Genomic DNA, 17353 nt, shown 5'->3' on the forward strand with positions numbered 1-17353 from the left:
GATGTGAACCCCCGGAAACCCTGGGCTTTTGAGCTGCTGACGGAAATCACCAAGCGCCCGGTTCTTCGCGGTGGCGACAACTGGTTACAAATTCTCGGCCAAACACCCTGCTGTTGCCTTTGACGCAGCGAGATCTTCGGCTTAGGCCTGTTGAAGCCGGTGGAGGAGGACCCGGCAACCGTCAAATCCGGTCTGAAACGGGCAGCAGCACCATGTCTTTCAAACGCATCATTTTCTGGGCGCATCTCGTCGTCGGGGTCGCCTTCGGTCTCGTTATCCTCCTGATGTCAGCCACCGGCGTGGTCCTGACCTACGAGCGCCAGATCATCTCCTACATGGAAAGCCGCGCAGTCGAAAAACCGGCCGATGCGCAGCTCCTCTCTGTCGATGAACTGGCAACTGCCGTTCTGGCCAACGGCGGCCAACCCGGCAATTCGCTGGTCTTGCCAAGGCAGGACGGCGCCCCGGCCACACTTTCGGTCAGCCGCCGCGAGAACCATTTGCTCAACCCTTATACCGGAGAGCGGATCGACAATGCCGCGGAGGGCACAAAATCCTTCTTTGGCACGGTGACCGCGCTGCACCGCTGGTTTGCCCTTACAGGTGAAAACCGCAGCCTTGGGCGGGCCGTGACCGGTGCTGCCAATCTCGGCTTCCTGTTCATCCTGGTGTCCGGAATTTATCTCTGGTGGCCGAAGAAATGGACCTGGCGGATCGTCAAGCTGAACCTTTTCTTCCGCAGAAACCTGCCGACCGCGAAAGCACGCGACTACAACTGGCACCATGTCTTCGGCATCTGGTCGCTCGTACCGCTGTTTGCGGTGGTGGTCTCCGGCGTCGTCATTTCCTATCCCTGGGCCAGCAACATGGTGGCCGCCGTCTTCGGGCCGGTTTCGCCCGCAGCAACCGGCCAGGCTGCCAGTGAAGAGCGCCAGGGGCAGAACCGCGCTCAGGGCGAAGCCGTCAGCCTGCAGGCCATTGCCGACACGCTGAAACAAGCCCAACCGGACTGGCAGACACTTTCGGTCAAATTGCCCAACGGACAGGCTGCACGTGTGGTGATGACCGTCGATACAGGCAACGGCACTCAGCTTTCCCGCCAGACGACCTATACGGTCTCCAGGGTTTCAGGCGAGGTTCTGGGCGTCAGCGGCGCTGAGGACCAGCCGGCAGGCCGGCGCGCCAGGGTCTTCCTGAGATTTCTGCACACCGGCGAGGTCTATGGCTTCATCGGCCAAACGCTCGCGGGGCTTGCCTCGCTGGCGTCGGTGTTTCTCTTCTACACAGGCTTTGCGCTTGCCTATCGCCGGTTGATCCAGCCGCTGTTCCGGCGCCGTGCCCAGCAGGCCTGAGACGTTGAAGCTTTTATCAATAACCTCGTTGTTGGCGGTAGTAGACTGATACTTATTGTGAGTTCCAGGAAGGAATACTGAATTTTGATGGAGCGAAGAAGCTAGGTATCTTTAAAAGATATAAAGCGTCCGTCAGATTAACAAAGATAATCAGCTAACTAAGGTAGTTTTTACTTTCAACCTATGAATTTTCATTCCGACAATAAGTCGCAATTAGACAAGTAGGTGTTCGCTGAGGGGTCGGTACCCACAACATTTAACACTCATTGTTTTGAAGCCTGTTCGCTTATCGAAAATAGTCCAAATTTGAAATAATTAGAGTATCTATTGAATGGTAGGACGTATACAGAAATAAACCTAAGAATATAAATATTAGCGCGTCTAATATCCACTGCTTTAGAGGGACTATTATTCTAATAGTATCATAAAGTAATTTATTTGGAACTATTTTTGCCAGATAGTCTGAATGAAGCATCAAAGCAACGCTCATTATTATTGATGCGCCAAATAGAGTAGCCTGAAAAGGGTTCAATAGCACGAATGATACTACATTTACCAAGTCTTCGGATACTTCAAGCTCTCTATGGTTTGCAACACCTAACAGCGAAGCGAATGCAATGGCCACAGCTGACAATGCCAAAGTAATTGACAAACTACCTCTAAGTAGCTCTGGCATCTTATTTTCTTTATATTTTGATGAAATTATTGACGCCTTTAGAGATTCTATTAACTCAGTGCGATTGTAAACAGATTTTTCCTCAAATCCTTCCAATTCCTTTTTAAAAATATTATAAAAAGATGAGGCATAGGAGAGAACACCCATAGACTCCGACAAATCTACTAACGATCCATTCCGCCTCCTGTTAATTACTTTGCGATAAAGGGTATAAAGGACGTCAAGTTTCCATTCTTTTTCTTGCCTGCCGATAGATTTTTTAGGGTCTATTTTGTAGATTGATAAAATTGAATCCGTCGTTTTCGAGTGATGCTGATGTCTGTGTAGACAATCTTTCAAGAAGAAATATACCTGTGATGCTATATTTTCTTCTGTTTCCTCCGACCACTCAATATTTGATTTTTCCCCCGACTTAATGGATCCAATAAAAATTTTCCCGTTTCTTAAAACTTTATATTCTGCTGTCGCAAATGCATGACTTAAATTTAAAGAATTTACTGCCTCCAGATATCTCCAAGGCTCGTCATCTTTAGACGTTGTATTGTTTAATTTATCACCACTCTCTTCGAGAGTTCTCTTATACCTTCTCCAAATCTTCTTCCCGAAGATTCCCACGATACCGGTTAAAGAATTTTCCCTCATATCGTAAGATGCGGTGGCACACATCCACATCTTACCTGTTTTTCCAAACAGATAGTTGTCAATAAAGTCCAGTATTTCCGGAGAGTACGAAAGAATCGGAATCGTAATGTCTGAAAGATATCTTTTTTGAACGCAAATTACACAGCGTTCAGTTTTATCAGCATAGGACCACTTAGCCGCTTTAGTCGGGTAGTCAAGGTTACCAAACTCCGAAAATGCAAGTCGTCCGGAGACAGTTGGAATCCAACCTCGATAATCCATTTGGAGCCCAGTTTAAGGTGCAATTGAATGAATAGTTTCGTCAGAAATTTTTCCCTGACTCACCCACTTTTTCTTTTTGTTACTTTTCTGGACAGCTAAACCAGCAGCAATCCGAAAATCCCGTCTCCCGTCGTGCACGGGCTCTAAATCCCCTGTCACGGTTCTTCTAAAAGATTTCGCACTTTTCCTTGCGGCAAGCACTGCTGGGTGTTTGCCAAATCGCACTTTCCAAACAATTAGCAGCAAGGCTAAAGACACCACGGGAGCGATAGCTGCTAAAAGCATCTGAAAAATAGACATTTTTCTGCTCCATGATTCGTTTCTTGCCTAATAGGTAACCAAAGGTAGTGTAAATTTAGTATACTTTCAATCTCGCAACCCAGCATCAGTGCTCCGAGTCAATAATTTAAATCTTTTCATCCACAGCAAACTGCCTTGCGCTAATGCGCTTCGTCCCAATTGTCGGCGGCGCGGGCATCGACCTGAAGCGGCACGGAAAGTTTCAGCGCCGGATCGCAGGCATTTTCCATCACGTCCCTGATCACCGGAATGGTTGCTTCCACCTGCGCGTCCGGCACTTCGAAGATCAGTTCGTCATGCACCTGCAGCAGCATCTGCGCATCCAGCTTTGAGCCTTCCAGCCGGTTTTCCATACGCACCATCGCCCGGCGCAGGATATCCGCGGCAGACCCCTGGATCGGGGCGTTGATGGCGGCGCGTTCATAGAAGGCGCGCATGTTCGGGTTCTTGGTGTTCACTTCCGGATAATGCGCCTTGCGGCCGAAGATCGTGGTCACGTAGCCGTTCGCATGAACCTGCTTCTTGGTCGCTTCCATGTAGTCCTTGATGCCCGGGAAACGCTCGAAATAGGTCTTGATATAGTCGCCCGCTTCGCCGCGCGAGATGCCGAGCTGGTTGGCGAGGCCGAATGCGGAAATGCCGTAGATGATGCCGAAGTTGATCGCCTTCGCCCGGCGGCGGACCATCGGGTCCATGCCTTCGATCGGCGTTCCGAACATTTCGCTTGCTGTCATGGCGTGAATGTCCAGCCCGTCGTCGAACGCCTTCTTCAACTGAGGAATATCGGCCATATGCGCCAGGACGCGCAGCTCGATCTGGCTGTAGTCGGCCGAGATCAGCTTGTGACCCTTTTCGGCGATGAAGGCCTTGCGGATCTTGCGGCCTTCCTCGGTCCGGACCGGAATGTTCTGCAGGTTCGGTTCCGACGAGGACAGACGCCCGGTGGTGGTTGCCGCCAGCGCGTAGGATGTGTGCACACGCCCCGTTTCCGGATTGATGTAACCGGGCAGGGCGTCGGTGTAGGTGGATTTCAGCTTGGAGAGCTGGCGCCAGGAGACGATCCGCGACGGCAGTTCGTGCCCTTCCGCGGCCAGATCTTCCAGAACCTGCGCCGAGGTCGACCAGGCGCCGGTCTTTGTCTTCTTGCCGCCGGGAAGACCCATCTTGCCGAACAGGATATCACCAAGCTGCTTGGGCGAACCGATGTTGAAGCTTTCACCGGCCAGCTCGTAAATCTCGGCTTCCTTGCCCGCCATGCCTTGCGCGAATTCACCCGAAAGACGCGACAGCATCTGCCGGTCGACGGAGATGCCCCGCTTTTCCATGCGCGCAAGCACCGGCACCATCGGCCGTTCCAGCGTCTCGTAGGCGGTTGCCATATGCTCGGAAGCGAGCCTCGGCTTCAGGATCAGCCAGAGACGAAGCGTCACATCGGCGTCTTCCGCCGCGTAGGCGGTTGCCTTGTCGATGGCGACCTTGTCGAAGGTGATCATCGACTTGCCGGAGCCGCAGATTTCCTTGAACGGGATCGGCTTGTGATCGAGCCAGCGCTCAGACAGTTCGTCCATGCCGTTGCCGCCCTTGCCGGCATCGACCGTGTAGGAGAGCAGCATCGTGTCGTCGTATGGCGTGATGTCGACACCGTACCGTGTCATCACCAGCCAGTCGTACTTGAGATTTTGCGCGATCTTGAGAACCGAGCGGTCCTCCAGCATCGGCTTCAGCACTTCCAGCGCGTCTTTCAGCGGGATCTGGCCTTCGACAAGACCGCCGCCACCAAGAAGGTCACCCTCGCCGTCGACGTGGCCAAGCGGCACATAACAGGCCTTGCCGGGCTCGGTGGACAGCGAAACACCGACAAGCTCTGCCTGCATGGCGTCCAGCGATGTCGTTTCGGTGTCGAAGGCGACGTAGCCCTTTTCAAAGGCCGCGTCGCACCATTCCTTCAAGCGGTCGAGGCTGGTGACGGTTTCATAGGCGCTGCTGTCGACCGGGATCGCCCGGATCGTCTGGGCGCGTGCATCGGCAACCGTCTGCGGTACCAGCAGGCCGGAGTTGTCCGGATCAGCGTCGCCCGGAGTTTTTGCAGCTTCCGAACCTGCGCTGTCACTGCCGACTGCACGCTCCATCATCCGGCCCTTGTGGTCCGGAACATCCCATCCCGGAACCTTGAGGTCCGATGCATCGACCGTATCCAGATCGGCGCCGGTCACATCCGCAACGCGCCGGGTGAGGGTGGTGAACCCCATCGCCTTCAGGAATCCGAGCGCCTTGGGTCCGTCAACATCGGTTACCGACAATTCGCCCACCGGCACCTTGACCGGCACATCCTGCTTGAGAGTGACGAGCTGCCTGGAAATTCGCGCCTGATCGGCAAATTCGATCAGGTTTTCCCGGCGCTTGTTCTGTTTGATCGTGTCGGCCTTGGCGAGCAGCGTTTCCAGATCGCCGAATTCGTTGATCAAAAGGGCCGCGGTCTTCAGGCCGATACCCGGCACGCCGGGCACGTTATCGACGCTGTCGCCCGCCAGCGATTGCACCTCGATGACCTTGTCGGGACCGACGCCGAATTTCTCGAACACCTCGGCTTCGCCGAAGGTCTTGTTCTTCATGGTGTCGATCATGCCCACCTTCGGGCCGATCAACTGCATCAGGTCCTTGTCGCCTGAAACGATGGTGACGCGCGCACCCTGTTCGGCAGCCTCACGGGCATAGGTCGCGATCAGGTCGTCCGCCTCGAAGCCTTCCTGCTCGATGCAGTGAACCGAAAAGGCGCGTGTCGCTTCGCGGATAAGGCCGAACTGCGGCACCAGATCTTCCGGCGGGTCCGGCCGGTGGGCCTTGTATTCCGGATAAATCTCGTTCCGGAACGTCTGCGCGGAATGGTCGAAGATCACCGCGAAATGGGTGGGCTCGTCGCCTTCCTCCGGTGTCAGGCCTTCCTGCAGCAGCTTCCACAGCATGTTGCAGAAGCCAGAAACCGCCCCGACAGGAAGCCCGTCCGGCTTGCGTGTCAGCGGCGGCAGCGCGTGATAGGCGCGAAAAATGAACGTGGACCCGTCGACCAGGATGAGGTGGTCATCGGCGGTGAGGGCGGAGGAGGTGCTTTGCGTCGACATGGCGCGGATCATGCCCGCAGCCTGTTCTGGAGAAAAGTCCTAAAGTTAAAAATTCCAAGCTTGCCGATCACTCAGCTGCCTGTGCCTGACGTTTCCCGCCAAAGGTTCCGCTGAGATAGGCCCAGGCGGGCCTGCGGAACAGGAACCAGCCGATGTTCGTGCGGCGGATCAGCCAGAACAGGATCATCGGACTGACCGACGCCACCAGCGTCACGATCAACGACGTTGTGCCGATATCAAGGATGCCCAGCTTCAGCAGAATCACCCGCGTCACGCCCATGGGGAAGAAGAAGGCGAGATAGATGACGATCGAGTTTTCGCCGAAATGCCGAAGGAAACCGAGCCGGCCCCATTTCACGATCAACGCGCTGGTGAGGATGATGGCACCTGCACCGGCCGCGCCAAGAACAAGGGCAATGACCGGCAGATGCGCCCAGCCGGCATAGACCAGCGTGCCGTTCACCAGGCCCCAGACCAGCAGACACGCGAGACTGATCCCGATCCGCTCGCGCGCCCAGTCGGCCAGGGCGAAGATCTGCGGAGCAAAAACGAAGCCGGCATAGAAGAAAACGAAACGGGCCGCGAATTCATCGACCAGCAGCCAGCCGGTGTGGATCGGCGCGATCTGCAGAAGTGCGCCGACGGCCAGAACCAGTTGCCACGGCACATGCTTGTCGTGGGCGACCTTCGACACGACGAAGAAGACCGGCAGCATGTAGATGAACCACAAGGTACCGAAGGGCTCGATGAAACTCAGGAAATAGAGTTCCACCGTTGCGCGAACGCTGGTTTCCTCGATGAAGACGGGCGCCTTCACCAGAAACTGGATCGTCATCCACAGCACATAAAAGTAGGCAAAGTGGACGACCTTGCGATCAAGATAGAGTTTCCAGTCGCGGGTAATGACGTTCGACAGGAACAGGCCGGAGATCAGGAAAAAATCCGGCATGCGGAAGGGGGCTGCAAAGGCGACGACCACATGCATCCAGCCTGTCTGGCCAGCGGCGGCTTCCACGCCGAGCACCGAATGCATCATCACGACGAAGATGATGCAGATGCCCTTGGCGGTATCCACCCAATCTACACGCCTGGCGCTCATTCTGCCGCTGCCTGCTCCGCTTCAGTCCGGTTTCGGGTCCAATTCAGGGCAGACATAACCTTGACTGGTAAATTATACGCATACACCAGCAGTCACGTTTTAGTGAGCGTTTGGGAAATCAGGGCTTCGCGTTATCCGAGCCATCCTGCCAGGGGCTGAGCTTCGGCTGGCCGGAGCCACCACCCGTGCCGCTGTTTTTTTCGCTCCAGTCGCCTTCGTCCAGATCCACGACGCCGTCATTCGGCCGGCGCATACCACCGCCGCCATCAACGATAACGACGTTCGATCGGGCAATGATGAACCGTGCCAGCGCTTCGCGCACCGGCGGTATGAACAGGAGCAGGCCGATGGCATCCGTGACGAAACCCGGGATCAGCAGCAGAATGCTGGCAAGAACGATCATTGCACCCTGCATCACCTCGTTTCCGGGTGTGCGGCCGGCATCCAGCTCCGTTTGCATGCGCATCAGCAGTGACAGGCCCTGCTGGCGCAGCATCACTGTCCCGGCCAACGCGGTGATCACCGTCAGCAGGATTGTCGGGAACACACCGATCAAGCCTCCCACCCAGATGAACATCGCAATCTCGATCAGGGGCAGAAGAAGAATTGCGGCAATGATATAAAGTCCCACGGGAGCTCCATCGTCTGATAAGCTATTCGGACCTAAGGTAGACATTCACTCGCAAAAATGCGAGCAGGCAGTCACGAAATGGCTATGAATGCAAAGATTCAGTCTTGCTCTTGGGTCTGGATGCTGGTTCAAGGACCCCCTAAATAGGAAGCAGACAGGCCTTGCGTACGAGGCTGCGCTCACCTGGCAGTTAGAGCAGGCGGCTCTAGGGCCTCAAAAAGGGTAACCGGAAGTTACGATGAACGAGATTTTTGACCCGTTGAACCTCCTCCTGATGGGACTTGCGGTTTTCATTCTGTTCAGACTGCGATCGGTGCTGGGCAAACGCACCGGCAATGAGCGCCCGCCATTCGACCCCTATTCCAAGCCCGATCAGCCGCGTGAACGCAAAAACGGCAACGATCAGGACAATGTCATCCCGATGCCGAACCAGACCACGCTGGAGGCCGAGCCGGTCGAGGAGAGCGGTCGTGGTGGCGACGTCGTGATCGACAAGGTTGCCCCGGCGGGCTCCGCATTGAACAGCGCCCTGAAGCAGATCCTGTCCGTTGACCGCAGCTTCGAGCCGGAACCCTTCCTGGAAGGCGCACGCGCGGCCTACGAGATGATTGTGATGGCGTTTGCGGACGGCGACAAGAAAGCGCTGAAGAACCTTCTGTCCCGCGAAGTCTATGAAGGCTTCGTCACCGCAATCGACGATCGCGAAAAGCGTGGCGAGACCATCGAATCGACCTTTGTCGGCATCGACAAGGCAGAAATCGTCGAAGCTGCACTGAAGAATTCGACCGCCCAGGTAACCGTGAAGATCCACAGCCAGCTGATTTCCGCCACGCGCGACAAGGCCGGTGAAGTGGTCGACGGCGATCCGGCCAAGGTAAGCGAAGTGATCGACATCTGGACCTTCGCCCGGGACACCACGTCCCGCGATCCGAACTGGAAGCTGGTCGCGACCGAATCCGCAGAGTAATCACGATGCAGGGCAAGCGGAACACGCGGCCCCGGCCGGGCTTCCGGCTTGTCCCACTGCTAAAGGGCGCGGTTCTGGCCGCGCCGCTTTTCTTTTCAGGAGCTGCCTCAGCCATGGTACCAGGCCAACGGATCCCGGACCGGTTCGAGGCAATCTCCTTCACCAGTCTGCCGGGCTGGCAGAACGACGATCATGCCGCCGCCCTTGCCGGTTTTCTGCGCCTGTGCCGCAAACCGGAAATCCTGACCCAGGACACCGTTTTTCCCTCCATCGCCACAGCAGATCTGCAAAAGCTCTGTAACGACGCCGAAAAGGCGGCAAAGTCCGGTGATGAAGCACCGCGAGACTTTTTCGAAAGCCGGTTCACGCCGCACCGAATTGCCCAGAGCGGATTTGTGACGGGCTATTTCGAGCCGGAACTGGCCGCCTCGCGGGTCAGAACCGACATATTCCGGTATCCCTTGCTCAAAAAACCGGAAGGCCTGGAGGCGATCACGCCGGAAAACCGGCCACAGGACTGGCCCGAAACGCTCAGCCATGGACGGCGGGTTGATGGACGCGTCACCGAAATGCCGGATCGGAGCGCCATCATGGATGGCAAGCTCGATCCGGAAAATCTCGAACTCGTCTGGCTTGCCGATCCGATCGACGCCTATTTCGTACATGTTCAGGGCTCGGCAAGGCTGCGTCTTGCGGACGGAAGCGCGATGCGGGTCGGTTATGCGGGCAAGACAGGCCACCCCTACACCGGTATTGCCCGGTTGCTGGTAACGCGCGGAGAAGGCACGCCGGAGGACTTCACGGCTGCTGGACTTCGTTCCTGGCTGGAAGCGCATCCGGAAGAGCGCGATCAGCTGTTCCGGCAAAACCGGTCTTTCATCTTCTTCCGGGAGGTCGACGAAATCGGCGTGAACGACGGGCCCGTCGGGGCCGCGGGCCTTCCCCTTGTGGCAGGCCGCAGCCTTGCGGTCGATCCGAGTTTCATTCCCTATGGATCCCTGGTTTTCGTTGCCTCCGCGCTGAAGGATCACGACAGCGACGACGGCCCTTTCCAGCGGCTGATGGTGGCAGATGACACCGGATCGGCAATCAAGGGCCCGGCGCGGGGTGATATCTTCGTCGGATCCGGGCAGACGGCAGGCGCTATTGCCGGAGAAATCCGCCACAAGGCCGACTTCACGATCCTGGTGCCGAACATCCGTCTTGGTCCCGCTGGTGTGGCGGCGGACTAAGACATGGCAAGACGGGGCAAAAAAGGGACACTGTCGCCGGAGGACAGGGAACTGTGGGGCAAGGTTGCCAAAACCCTGACGCCGCTGCATCCGGACAGGGCTCAGGACCTCAAGGCCGAGCTTGAGAAAATCGCCGAAACCGAACCGGCGGCACCCGCAAAGGCGCTGAAAACCGCGACCGCGATCCAGGCTCCCGCTGTAGCCAAGGCGCCGCCAACACCGCTACCGCTGCATCAGCTGGAACACCGCTACCGCCGCAAGCTGGTGCGCGGCGTGAAGGCCATCGATGCGCGGATAGACCTGCACGGCCTGACCCAGCATCAGGCGCATGACCGGCTGCGCGGCTTTCTCTACCAGGCGCAGGCGAGAAGTCATAAGGTTGTGCTGGTAATCACGGGCAAGGGCAGCGGTGACGCACGCGCCTATATGGACGAGCGCGGCGTTTTGCGCAGAATGGTGCCCCAGTGGCTGTCGATGCCCGACTTGCGATCCGTGGTACTTGGCTACGAGGAAGCCCACGCGAACCACGGCGGCGGCGGCGCACTGTACGTTCGCATTCGAAAAAGAAGGTAGGGCCGTGACCCCACTTGGCGCAAAAATCCGGGAACTCAGGATAAAACGGGATGTGTCGCTGAAGGAAATGGCAGCGGCCTTGTCGGTATCCAGTGCCTATCTGTCCGCGCTGGAACATGGCAAGCGCGGCAAGCCAACCTGGTTTCTGGTGCAGCGAATCATCACCTATTTCAACGTCATCTGGGATGAAGCGGAAGAAATCCAGCGTCTGGCCGAACTGTCCGACCCGCGCGTCACCATCGACACGGCCGGCATGGACCCGAAGGCCACCGAACTTGCCAACCAGCTTGCGCTGAAGATCGGAGGCCTTTCCGAAGAGTCTCTTGCAGCCCTCCTGCACCAGCTCCGGGTTGCCGCCGTGAAGGACGGTGTGTGACGACGCATGCCCTCGCCAGGTTCAACCCATGGCGTGGCGGTGCATTGCTGTTTCTGTTCCGCTTGGAACGCAGCCTCTTTCAGGTCAGTTCAGGATTTACGTGTCCTTCAACCCCATCCTCTATATAACCTCCAGCAAACCTGCGCCTGCTGAACGGAACACTGGACCAGTATGAAACTCTCCCAGGAAGACCTTGCCGGACTGATCGATGCCGATGACCTGAGAAATCGCCTCACCGCGCTGACCGCCGGCAATGACGGCGACGGTTCGGACATGAAGACCCGCTCGGCTGTTCTTGCGATGCTGAAGCAGGTGGTGAAAGACGCTCGCGGCAAGGCCCAGGCGATGCTGGACGAGGACGGAGGCGGGCTGCTGTGCGCCGGGCGGCTGTCCTATATCCAGGACGAGCTGATCCGCGTGATCTACGATTTCGCCCTGCACCACGTCTACCGGATCAAGAACCCGTCCGCCGCGGAGCGCATGGCCATTGCCGCCGTTGGCGGTTACGGCCGAGGCACACTGGCGCCGGGGTCCGACATCGATCTCCTGTTCGTGCTGCCGTACAAGCAGACCCCCTGGGGCGAACAGGTGGTGGAATATATCCTCTACATGCTCTGGGACCTGGGCTTCAAGGTAGGCCACGCGACCCGCAATATCGATGAATGCATCCGCCTGTCCAAGGCGGACATGACCATCCGCACCGCCATTCTGGAAGCCCGCTACATCTGGGGCGACGAGGCCCTTTTCGAGGAACTCGTCCAGCGTTTCGACAAGGAAGTGGTGGAAGGCACCAGCTCGGAGTTCATCGCCGCCAAGCTGCTGGAACGCGATGACCGCCACAAGCGCCAGGGTGCCTCGCGCTACTTGGTCGAGCCGAACATCAAGGAAGGCAAGGGCGGTCTGCGCGATCTCAATACCCTGTTCTGGATCGCCAAGTACCATTATCGGGTCAACAGACAGTCGGAACTGGTCAAGAAAGGCGTTCTGACCCGTTCGGAATATGCGCGGTTCAAGAAGTCTGACGACTTCCTGTGGGCGGTCCGCTGCCACCTGCATTTCCTGACGGGACGGCCGGAAGAGCGCCTGTCCTTCGATGTCCAGCGCGAGATCGCGATCCGGCTCGGCTACACCCAGCACCCGGGCATGAAGGATGTCGAGCGTTTCATGAAGCACTACTTCCTGGTGGCCAAGGATGTCGGCGATCTGACCCGCATTATCTGCGCCGCGCTGGAGGAAGAGCACGTCAAGGAGCCGCGCGGCAAGGGCCTGACCGGCATGATGCGCCGCCTGCGCGCAGGCCGCGTTTCGGCAACGGCCAAGCCCGTTGAAGGGGCGACCGGCTTCGTGGTGGAGAACAACCGCCTGAATGCGGTATCCGACACCGTGTTCGAAACCGATCCGACCAACCTCCTGCGGGTGTTCCAGATCGCGGACAAGCATGACTACAACATGCATCCGCAGCTGACCCGCCTGATGCGGCATTCGCTTAAGCTGGTCGATGGAAGCCTGCGCGCCGACCCTGAAGCGAACCGGCTTTTCCTGTCGATCCTGACCTCCCGGCACGCGCCGGAAAAGACCTTGCGCAAGATGAACGAAACCGGCGTGCTCGGCCGCTTTGTGCCAGAGTTCGGCAAGGTCGTGGCGATGATGCAGTTCAACATGTATCACCACTACACGGTCGACGAGCACCTGATCCGCTCTATCGGCGTGCTGGCCGATATCGAGCGCGGCAACTCCGGCGACGACCATCCACTGGCGACAGACCTGATCCTGACGCTGCAGAACCGCAAGGTGCTGTTTGTCGCCATGTTCCTGCACGACATCGCCAAGGGCAGGCCAGAAGATCATTCGATCGCCGGCGCCCGGGTCGCGCGCAAGCTGTGCCCGCGTTTCGGACTGAACGACGCGGAAACCGAGACGGTTGCCTGGCTGATCGAGCATCACCTGGACATGAGCACCATTGCCCAGTCGCGCGACCTGTCAGACCGCAAAACGATCACGGATTTCGCCAACACGGTGCAGTCGCTCGAAAGGCTGAAACTGCTCCTGATCCTGACCGTGGCCGACATTCGCGCCGTCGGGCCCGGCGTCTTCAACGGCTGGAAAGGCCAGCTGCTGCGCACGCTGTACTATGCCACCGAACCGCATCTGTCCGGCGGACACACGAAGATGTCGCATCGCCAGACCATCGACAAGGCCAAGGAAGAGCTCGGCAGCAAGCTGGAGCACTGGTCCGCCAAGGACCGCAATGCTTATCTGAACCGGCATTATCCGGCCTACTGGCTGCGTACGGAGCCGGAGCGGCTGGTGTCCCATGCCGAACTTCTGCACAAGGCCGACAAGGACAAGAGGCAGCTTGCTTTCCAGGTCATCCCGCGCGCCTTCGAGGGTGTGACCGAGCTGACGATCATGGCGCCGGACCATCCACGCCTGCTGTCGATCATTGCCGGAGCCTGCTACACGACCGGTGCCAATATCGTTGACGCACAGATCGACACCACCACAGACGGCTACGCGCTGGACACGATCTTCATCGGCCGGGAGCTGCCGGACGACGAAGACGAAAAGCGCCGCGGCGAGCGGATTGCCAAGCTGATCGAGACCACACTGCGCGGCGAAGAGCGGCTTCCGGAGCCTGTTTCCAAGAAGACCGGCGTCAAGGGCCGCATGAAGGCCTTCAAGGTGGCCAGCGAAGTGCTGGTCAACAACGCCCTGTCTGACGATTACACGGTGCTGGAGATTTCCGGTCTCGACCGGCCAGGCCTGCTCTACGACCTGACGCGCTCCATCGCGACGCTCAATCTGAACATCGGCTCGGCCCACATCTCGACCTTCGGTGAGAAAGTGGTCGACGTTTTCTACGTCACCGATCTCACCGGACAGAAAATTGCCAACATCGGGCGTCAGGAAATCATCCGTGAGCGCCTTGCCAATGCGGTCGACGGCCATGTGGAACTCGATCCGGCAGCTCCGGCAACCCGCAAGGTTCAGCGGCAGGCTTCATAAGTGCATACCTTCCTCTTCGGAGTCCTTCCGGCATGAGTCTCGTCCGCAATTTCGCAACCGTCGGCAGCGCGACCCTGCTGAGCCGCCTGCTCGGCTTCGTTCGCGACGTGCTTCTGGCCGCCGTCGTCGGGGCCGGTCCGGTTGCCGATGCCTTTGTGGTGGCCTTCCGTCTGCCCAACCTGTTCCGCCGACTGTTCGCGGAAGGGGCCTTCAACTCCGCCTTCATCCCGCTGTTCGGGCGAACGGTCGAGGAAGAGGGCGATGCGGGCGCCAAGCGGTTCGCCGGGGAAATTGGCGCAGCGCTGCTGTTCTGCCTGCTGGTGCTGACTGCTTTTGCACAGATTTTCATGCCGCTGGTGGTGTGGGCACTGGCGCCGGGTTTCGTGGAAGACCCCACCAAGTACGACCTGACAGTTCTGATGTCGCGGATCGCGTTTCCCTATCTGATCTTCATGTCGATGCTTGCCTTCATCGGCGGCATTCTCAACACCTATCAGCGCTTTGCCGCCGCTGCCTTCGCACCGGTGATGCTGAACGTTGTGATGAGCGCCGTTCTGGGCGCAGTGCTTTATCTCGGTATCAAGGACGACACGGCGCTCGGGGTCATTCTGGCCATCGGCGTCACCGTTGGCGGGATCGTGCAGTTGATCGTCGTCCTGATTGACCTGAAGCGCCTCGGCTTCAAGATCCCCGTCTTCCGCCCGCGCTATACCAAGTCGGCCAAACGCCTGCTGATGCTTGGCATTCCTGGCGTCGTTGCCGGCGGCGTCACCCAGATCAACATTGCCGTCGGCCAGATCATCGCCTCCATGCAGGAAGGCGCCAATGCGCTGCTCTATTTCGCTGACCGGCTCTACCAGTTGCCGCTCGGGGTGATCGGTATCGCCATCGGCGTGGTGCTTTTACCCAGCCTGACACGCCAGCTGCGCGCCGGGCAGATGGGCGCTTACCAGCACAGCCTGAACCGCGCACTGGAGTTTTCTCTGGTGCTAACCCTGCCGGCCGCGGTTGCCCTCGCTGTCATACCGCAGGAAATCGTCTCGGTGCTGTTCCAGCGGGTGCGCTTCGATGCCGCCGCCGTGGAAGGCACGGCTGCAGCCCTGACGGCATTTGCCTTTGGCCTGCCCGCCTTTGTACTCAACAAGGTGTTTTCGCCCGGTTATTTCGCGCGGGAAGACACCAAGACGCCGATGATCTTTGCCGTTGTCGGCATGGTCGTGAATGTCGGCTTCTCGATCGCGCTGTTTCCCATGCTCCAGCATGTGGGCATCGCGCTGGCCACAACGCTGGCTGGCTGGGTGAACACCGGCCTCCTGATCATCGTTCTGTGGCGACGGGGCCATTTCCAGCCCGATTTCAAGCTGCTCCGACGGCTGTCGCTGGTGGTGCTCGCCAGCCTGCTGATGGGGGTCGCGGTGCATTTTGCTGCCATCTACATGGCCTCCTGGCTATCGGCGCCGTGGCTGGCGGTGCGTGCGGGCAGTCTCGTTCTGCTCGTACTCGTCGGCATGGTCACCTTTGCCGTCTTCACCCAGCTCAGCGGCGGATCCGACCTTGTCGGCATGCTGAAAGCGTTGAGACGGCGCAACACCTGACCGCGAAACGCCGGCGCACGCCGTTTCCAGCTTGCATGCATAACGGACCGGGCTTAAACCCGGCCCGCCCAAACATTCATAGCGCCCTTCCAACCGGCCGCACCACTAAAGGGATTTGAAATGGCGGAGTTCCAGCCCCGTGTCTTTTCCGGCGTCCAGCCGACAGGCAACCTGCATCTTGGCAACTACCTGGGCGCCGTTTCGCGCTGGGTTCCGTTGCAGGATCAGATGCCGACGATCTTCTGCGTCGTCGACAGCCATGCCATCACGGCAGGGTTTCCGGATCCGCACGAGCTTGCCCAGGCAACCCGTGAAGTGACCGCTGCCTATATGGCGGCCGGCATCGATCCGAAGAAATCGATCATCTTCAACCAGAGCCAGGTTCGCGAACACACCGAACTTGCCTGGATCTTCAACTGCGTGGCGCGCATGGGCTGGCTCAATCGCATGACCCAGTTCAAGGAAAAGGCCGGCAAGAACAAGGAAAACGCTTCCGTTGGCCTGTTCGCCTATCCGAACCTGATGGCTGCCGACATTCTGGCTTACCGTGCGACCCATGTTCCGGTCGGCGACGACCAGAAGCAACACCTGGAACTGACCCGCGACATCGCCGCCAAGTTCAACAACGACTTTGCGGACCGGATCAAGGAACTGGATATCGGCATCGAGAACCCGACGCCGTCTCCGGAACTGCCGGAATATCTCTATTTCCCGATGACCGAGCCGATGATCGCCGGCCCGGCTACCCGGATCATGTCGTTGCGCGACGGCACCAAGAAGATGTCGAAGTCCGATCCGTCGGACCTGTCGCGCATCAACCTGACGGACGACGCGGACTCGATCTCCAAGAAGATCAAGAAAGCCAAGACCGATCCGGACGCCCTGCCGAGCGAAACCGGCGGCCTGGAAGGCCGTCCGGAAGCAGACAACCTTGTCGGCATCTATGCCGCCCTGAGCGGCGCGACCAAGGCCGACGTCCTGAAGGAATACGGCGGTCAGCAGTTCTCGGCCTTCAAGCCGGCCCTGTCCGACCTGGCGGTGGCGAAACTCTCGCCGATGACCGACGAAATGCGCCGCCTGATGGACGACAAGGCACAGATCGACGCCATCCTGAAGGAAGGTGCCGAAAAGGCCTCCGCCATCGCCGAACCGGTGCTGAAGGACGTTCGCAAGATCATCGGTTTCCTCGACGTCCGGTAAACCGACGCGACAACAACCTGATCCTGAAAGCCCGGCAGGTTTCTGCCGGGTTTTTTGTTTGGGTAACCGCAATCCGCAACGTTCCACCTTACACCGTTGCGCCTTGCCCGGAAAAAAGCGGAGATCCGCCTCATACCCTTGCAGGTCGTCATCCCATGGCTCGACCATGGGATCCATGCCGATACGCTCCAAATCGGCGAAGTTTTGCGGTGGACGAAGGTCAGGGGATGGATTGCAGGGTCGAGCCCTGCAATGACCGGGTGGGGTGAGAGGCTGGGACTTTCATCCGGCCGACGGGGCTCACCAGCCGGTTTGTGCATTGCC

Annotated in this window: 13 protein-coding genes; 8 read left to right on the plus strand and 5 right to left on the minus strand. The window is 58.4% G+C overall.

What is annotated here, in order from left to right:
* Positions 1–212: 212 nt before the first annotated feature.
* A complete protein-coding gene (locus Q666_RS38715; RefSeq protein ID WP_023002379.1) occupies positions 213–1352 on the plus strand; it encodes a PepSY-associated TM helix domain-containing protein in 1140 nt (379 codons plus the stop codon).
* 286 nt (positions 1353–1638) lie between these two features.
* Here Q666_RS38715 and Q666_RS38720 read toward each other — a convergent pair whose 3' ends face one another.
* The 5 genes from Q666_RS38720 to Q666_RS38735 all read right to left on the minus strand — a co-directional run bounded on the left by Q666_RS38720 (position 1639) and on the right by Q666_RS38735 (position 8080).
* The gene (locus Q666_RS38720) at positions 1639–2931 is read right to left on the minus strand and encodes a hypothetical protein (protein ID WP_023002380.1); all 1293 of its coding nucleotides are present in this window, start codon (positions 2929–2931) and stop codon (positions 1639–1641) included.
* Positions 2932–2943: 12 nt separating this feature from the next.
* Positions 2944–3231 carry a hypothetical protein gene (locus Q666_RS65850; protein WP_152533276.1) on the minus strand — a complete coding sequence of 96 codons (288 nt, stop codon included), beginning with the start codon at positions 3229–3231 and terminating at the stop codon, positions 2944–2946.
* A gap of 140 nt (positions 3232–3371) precedes the next feature.
* Entirely contained in the window at positions 3372–6362 is a 2991-nt protein-coding gene (gene polA / locus Q666_RS38725; protein ID WP_023002381.1) for a DNA polymerase I, read from the minus strand.
* A 55-nt stretch (positions 6363–6417) separates the two neighbouring features.
* Entirely contained in the window at positions 6418–7449 is a 1032-nt protein-coding gene (locus tag Q666_RS38730; protein WP_031269942.1) for an acyltransferase family protein, read from the minus strand.
* A gap of 118 nt (positions 7450–7567) precedes the next feature.
* Entirely contained in the window at positions 7568–8080 is a 513-nt protein-coding gene (locus Q666_RS38735) for an FxsA family protein (RefSeq protein ID WP_023002383.1), read from the minus strand.
* Between the two features lie 238 nt (positions 8081–8318).
* Between Q666_RS38735 and Q666_RS38740 the strand changes: the two genes are divergently transcribed.
* From Q666_RS38740 to trpS, 7 genes are all read left to right on the plus strand, one after another.
* The gene (locus Q666_RS38740) at positions 8319–9047 is read left to right on the plus strand and encodes a Tim44/TimA family putative adaptor protein (protein WP_023002384.1); all 729 of its coding nucleotides are present in this window, start codon (positions 8319–8321) and stop codon (positions 9045–9047) included.
* A 113-nt stretch (positions 9048–9160) separates the two neighbouring features.
* On the plus strand, positions 9161–10279 hold the full coding sequence (locus Q666_RS38745) for an MltA domain-containing protein (protein ID WP_208993972.1): 1119 nt from the start codon (positions 9161–9163) through the stop codon (positions 10277–10279).
* 3 nt (positions 10280–10282) lie between these two features.
* Positions 10283–10852, plus strand: a complete 570-nt coding sequence (locus Q666_RS38750; protein WP_023002386.1) for a Smr/MutS family protein — start codon at positions 10283–10285, stop codon at positions 10850–10852.
* 4 nt (positions 10853–10856) lie between these two features.
* The gene (locus Q666_RS38755) at positions 10857–11228 is read left to right on the plus strand and encodes a helix-turn-helix transcriptional regulator (protein ID WP_023002387.1); all 372 of its coding nucleotides are present in this window, start codon (positions 10857–10859) and stop codon (positions 11226–11228) included.
* 171 nt (positions 11229–11399) lie between these two features.
* Positions 11400–14234 carry a [protein-PII] uridylyltransferase gene (locus Q666_RS38760; protein WP_023002388.1) on the plus strand — a complete coding sequence of 945 codons (2835 nt, stop codon included), beginning with the start codon at positions 11400–11402 and terminating at the stop codon, positions 14232–14234.
* Positions 14235–14266: 32 nt separating this feature from the next.
* Positions 14267–15829, plus strand: coding sequence for a murein biosynthesis integral membrane protein MurJ (murJ, locus tag Q666_RS38765; protein WP_023002389.1), 1563 nt, complete (start codon positions 14267–14269; stop codon positions 15827–15829).
* A 120-nt stretch (positions 15830–15949) separates the two neighbouring features.
* A complete protein-coding gene (gene trpS / locus Q666_RS38770) occupies positions 15950–17029 on the plus strand; it encodes a tryptophan--tRNA ligase (protein ID WP_023002390.1) in 1080 nt (359 codons plus the stop codon).
* Positions 17030–17353 lie beyond the last annotated feature (324 nt).

It is taken from the genome of Labrenzia sp. C1B70 (assembly GCF_000475395.1).
GTDB lineage: Bacteria > Pseudomonadota > Alphaproteobacteria > Rhizobiales > Stappiaceae > Roseibium > Roseibium algicola.

Excerpts from the sequence above, each read along its gene's own strand:
- Q666_RS38760 (WP_023002388.1), top strand. The coding sequence starts at position 11,400 with ATGAAACTCTCCCAGGAAGACCTTGCCGGACTGATCGATGCCGATGAC.
- Q666_RS38730 (WP_031269942.1), bottom strand. The coding sequence starts at position 7,449 with ATGAGCGCCAGGCGTGTAGATTGGGTGGATACCGCCAAGGGCATCTGC.
- Q666_RS38720 (WP_023002380.1), bottom strand. The coding sequence starts at position 2,931 with ATGGATTATCGAGGTTGGATTCCAACTGTCTCCGGACGACTTGCATTT.
- Q666_RS38750 (WP_023002386.1), top strand. The coding sequence starts at position 10,283 with ATGGCAAGACGGGGCAAAAAAGGGACACTGTCGCCGGAGGACAGGGAA.
- murJ (WP_023002389.1), top strand. The coding sequence starts at position 14,267 with ATGAGTCTCGTCCGCAATTTCGCAACCGTCGGCAGCGCGACCCTGCTG.
- Q666_RS38745 (WP_208993972.1), top strand. The coding sequence starts at position 9,161 with ATGGTACCAGGCCAACGGATCCCGGACCGGTTCGAGGCAATCTCCTTC.
- Q666_RS65850 (WP_152533276.1), bottom strand. The coding sequence starts at position 3,231 with ATGTCTATTTTTCAGATGCTTTTAGCAGCTATCGCTCCCGTGGTGTCT.
- polA (WP_023002381.1), bottom strand. The coding sequence starts at position 6,362 with ATGATCCGCGCCATGTCGACGCAAAGCACCTCCTCCGCCCTCACCGCC.
- Q666_RS38715 (WP_023002379.1), top strand. The coding sequence starts at position 213 with ATGTCTTTCAAACGCATCATTTTCTGGGCGCATCTCGTCGTCGGGGTC.
- trpS (WP_023002390.1), top strand. The coding sequence starts at position 15,950 with ATGGCGGAGTTCCAGCCCCGTGTCTTTTCCGGCGTCCAGCCGACAGGC.
- Q666_RS38740 (WP_023002384.1), top strand. The coding sequence starts at position 8,319 with ATGAACGAGATTTTTGACCCGTTGAACCTCCTCCTGATGGGACTTGCG.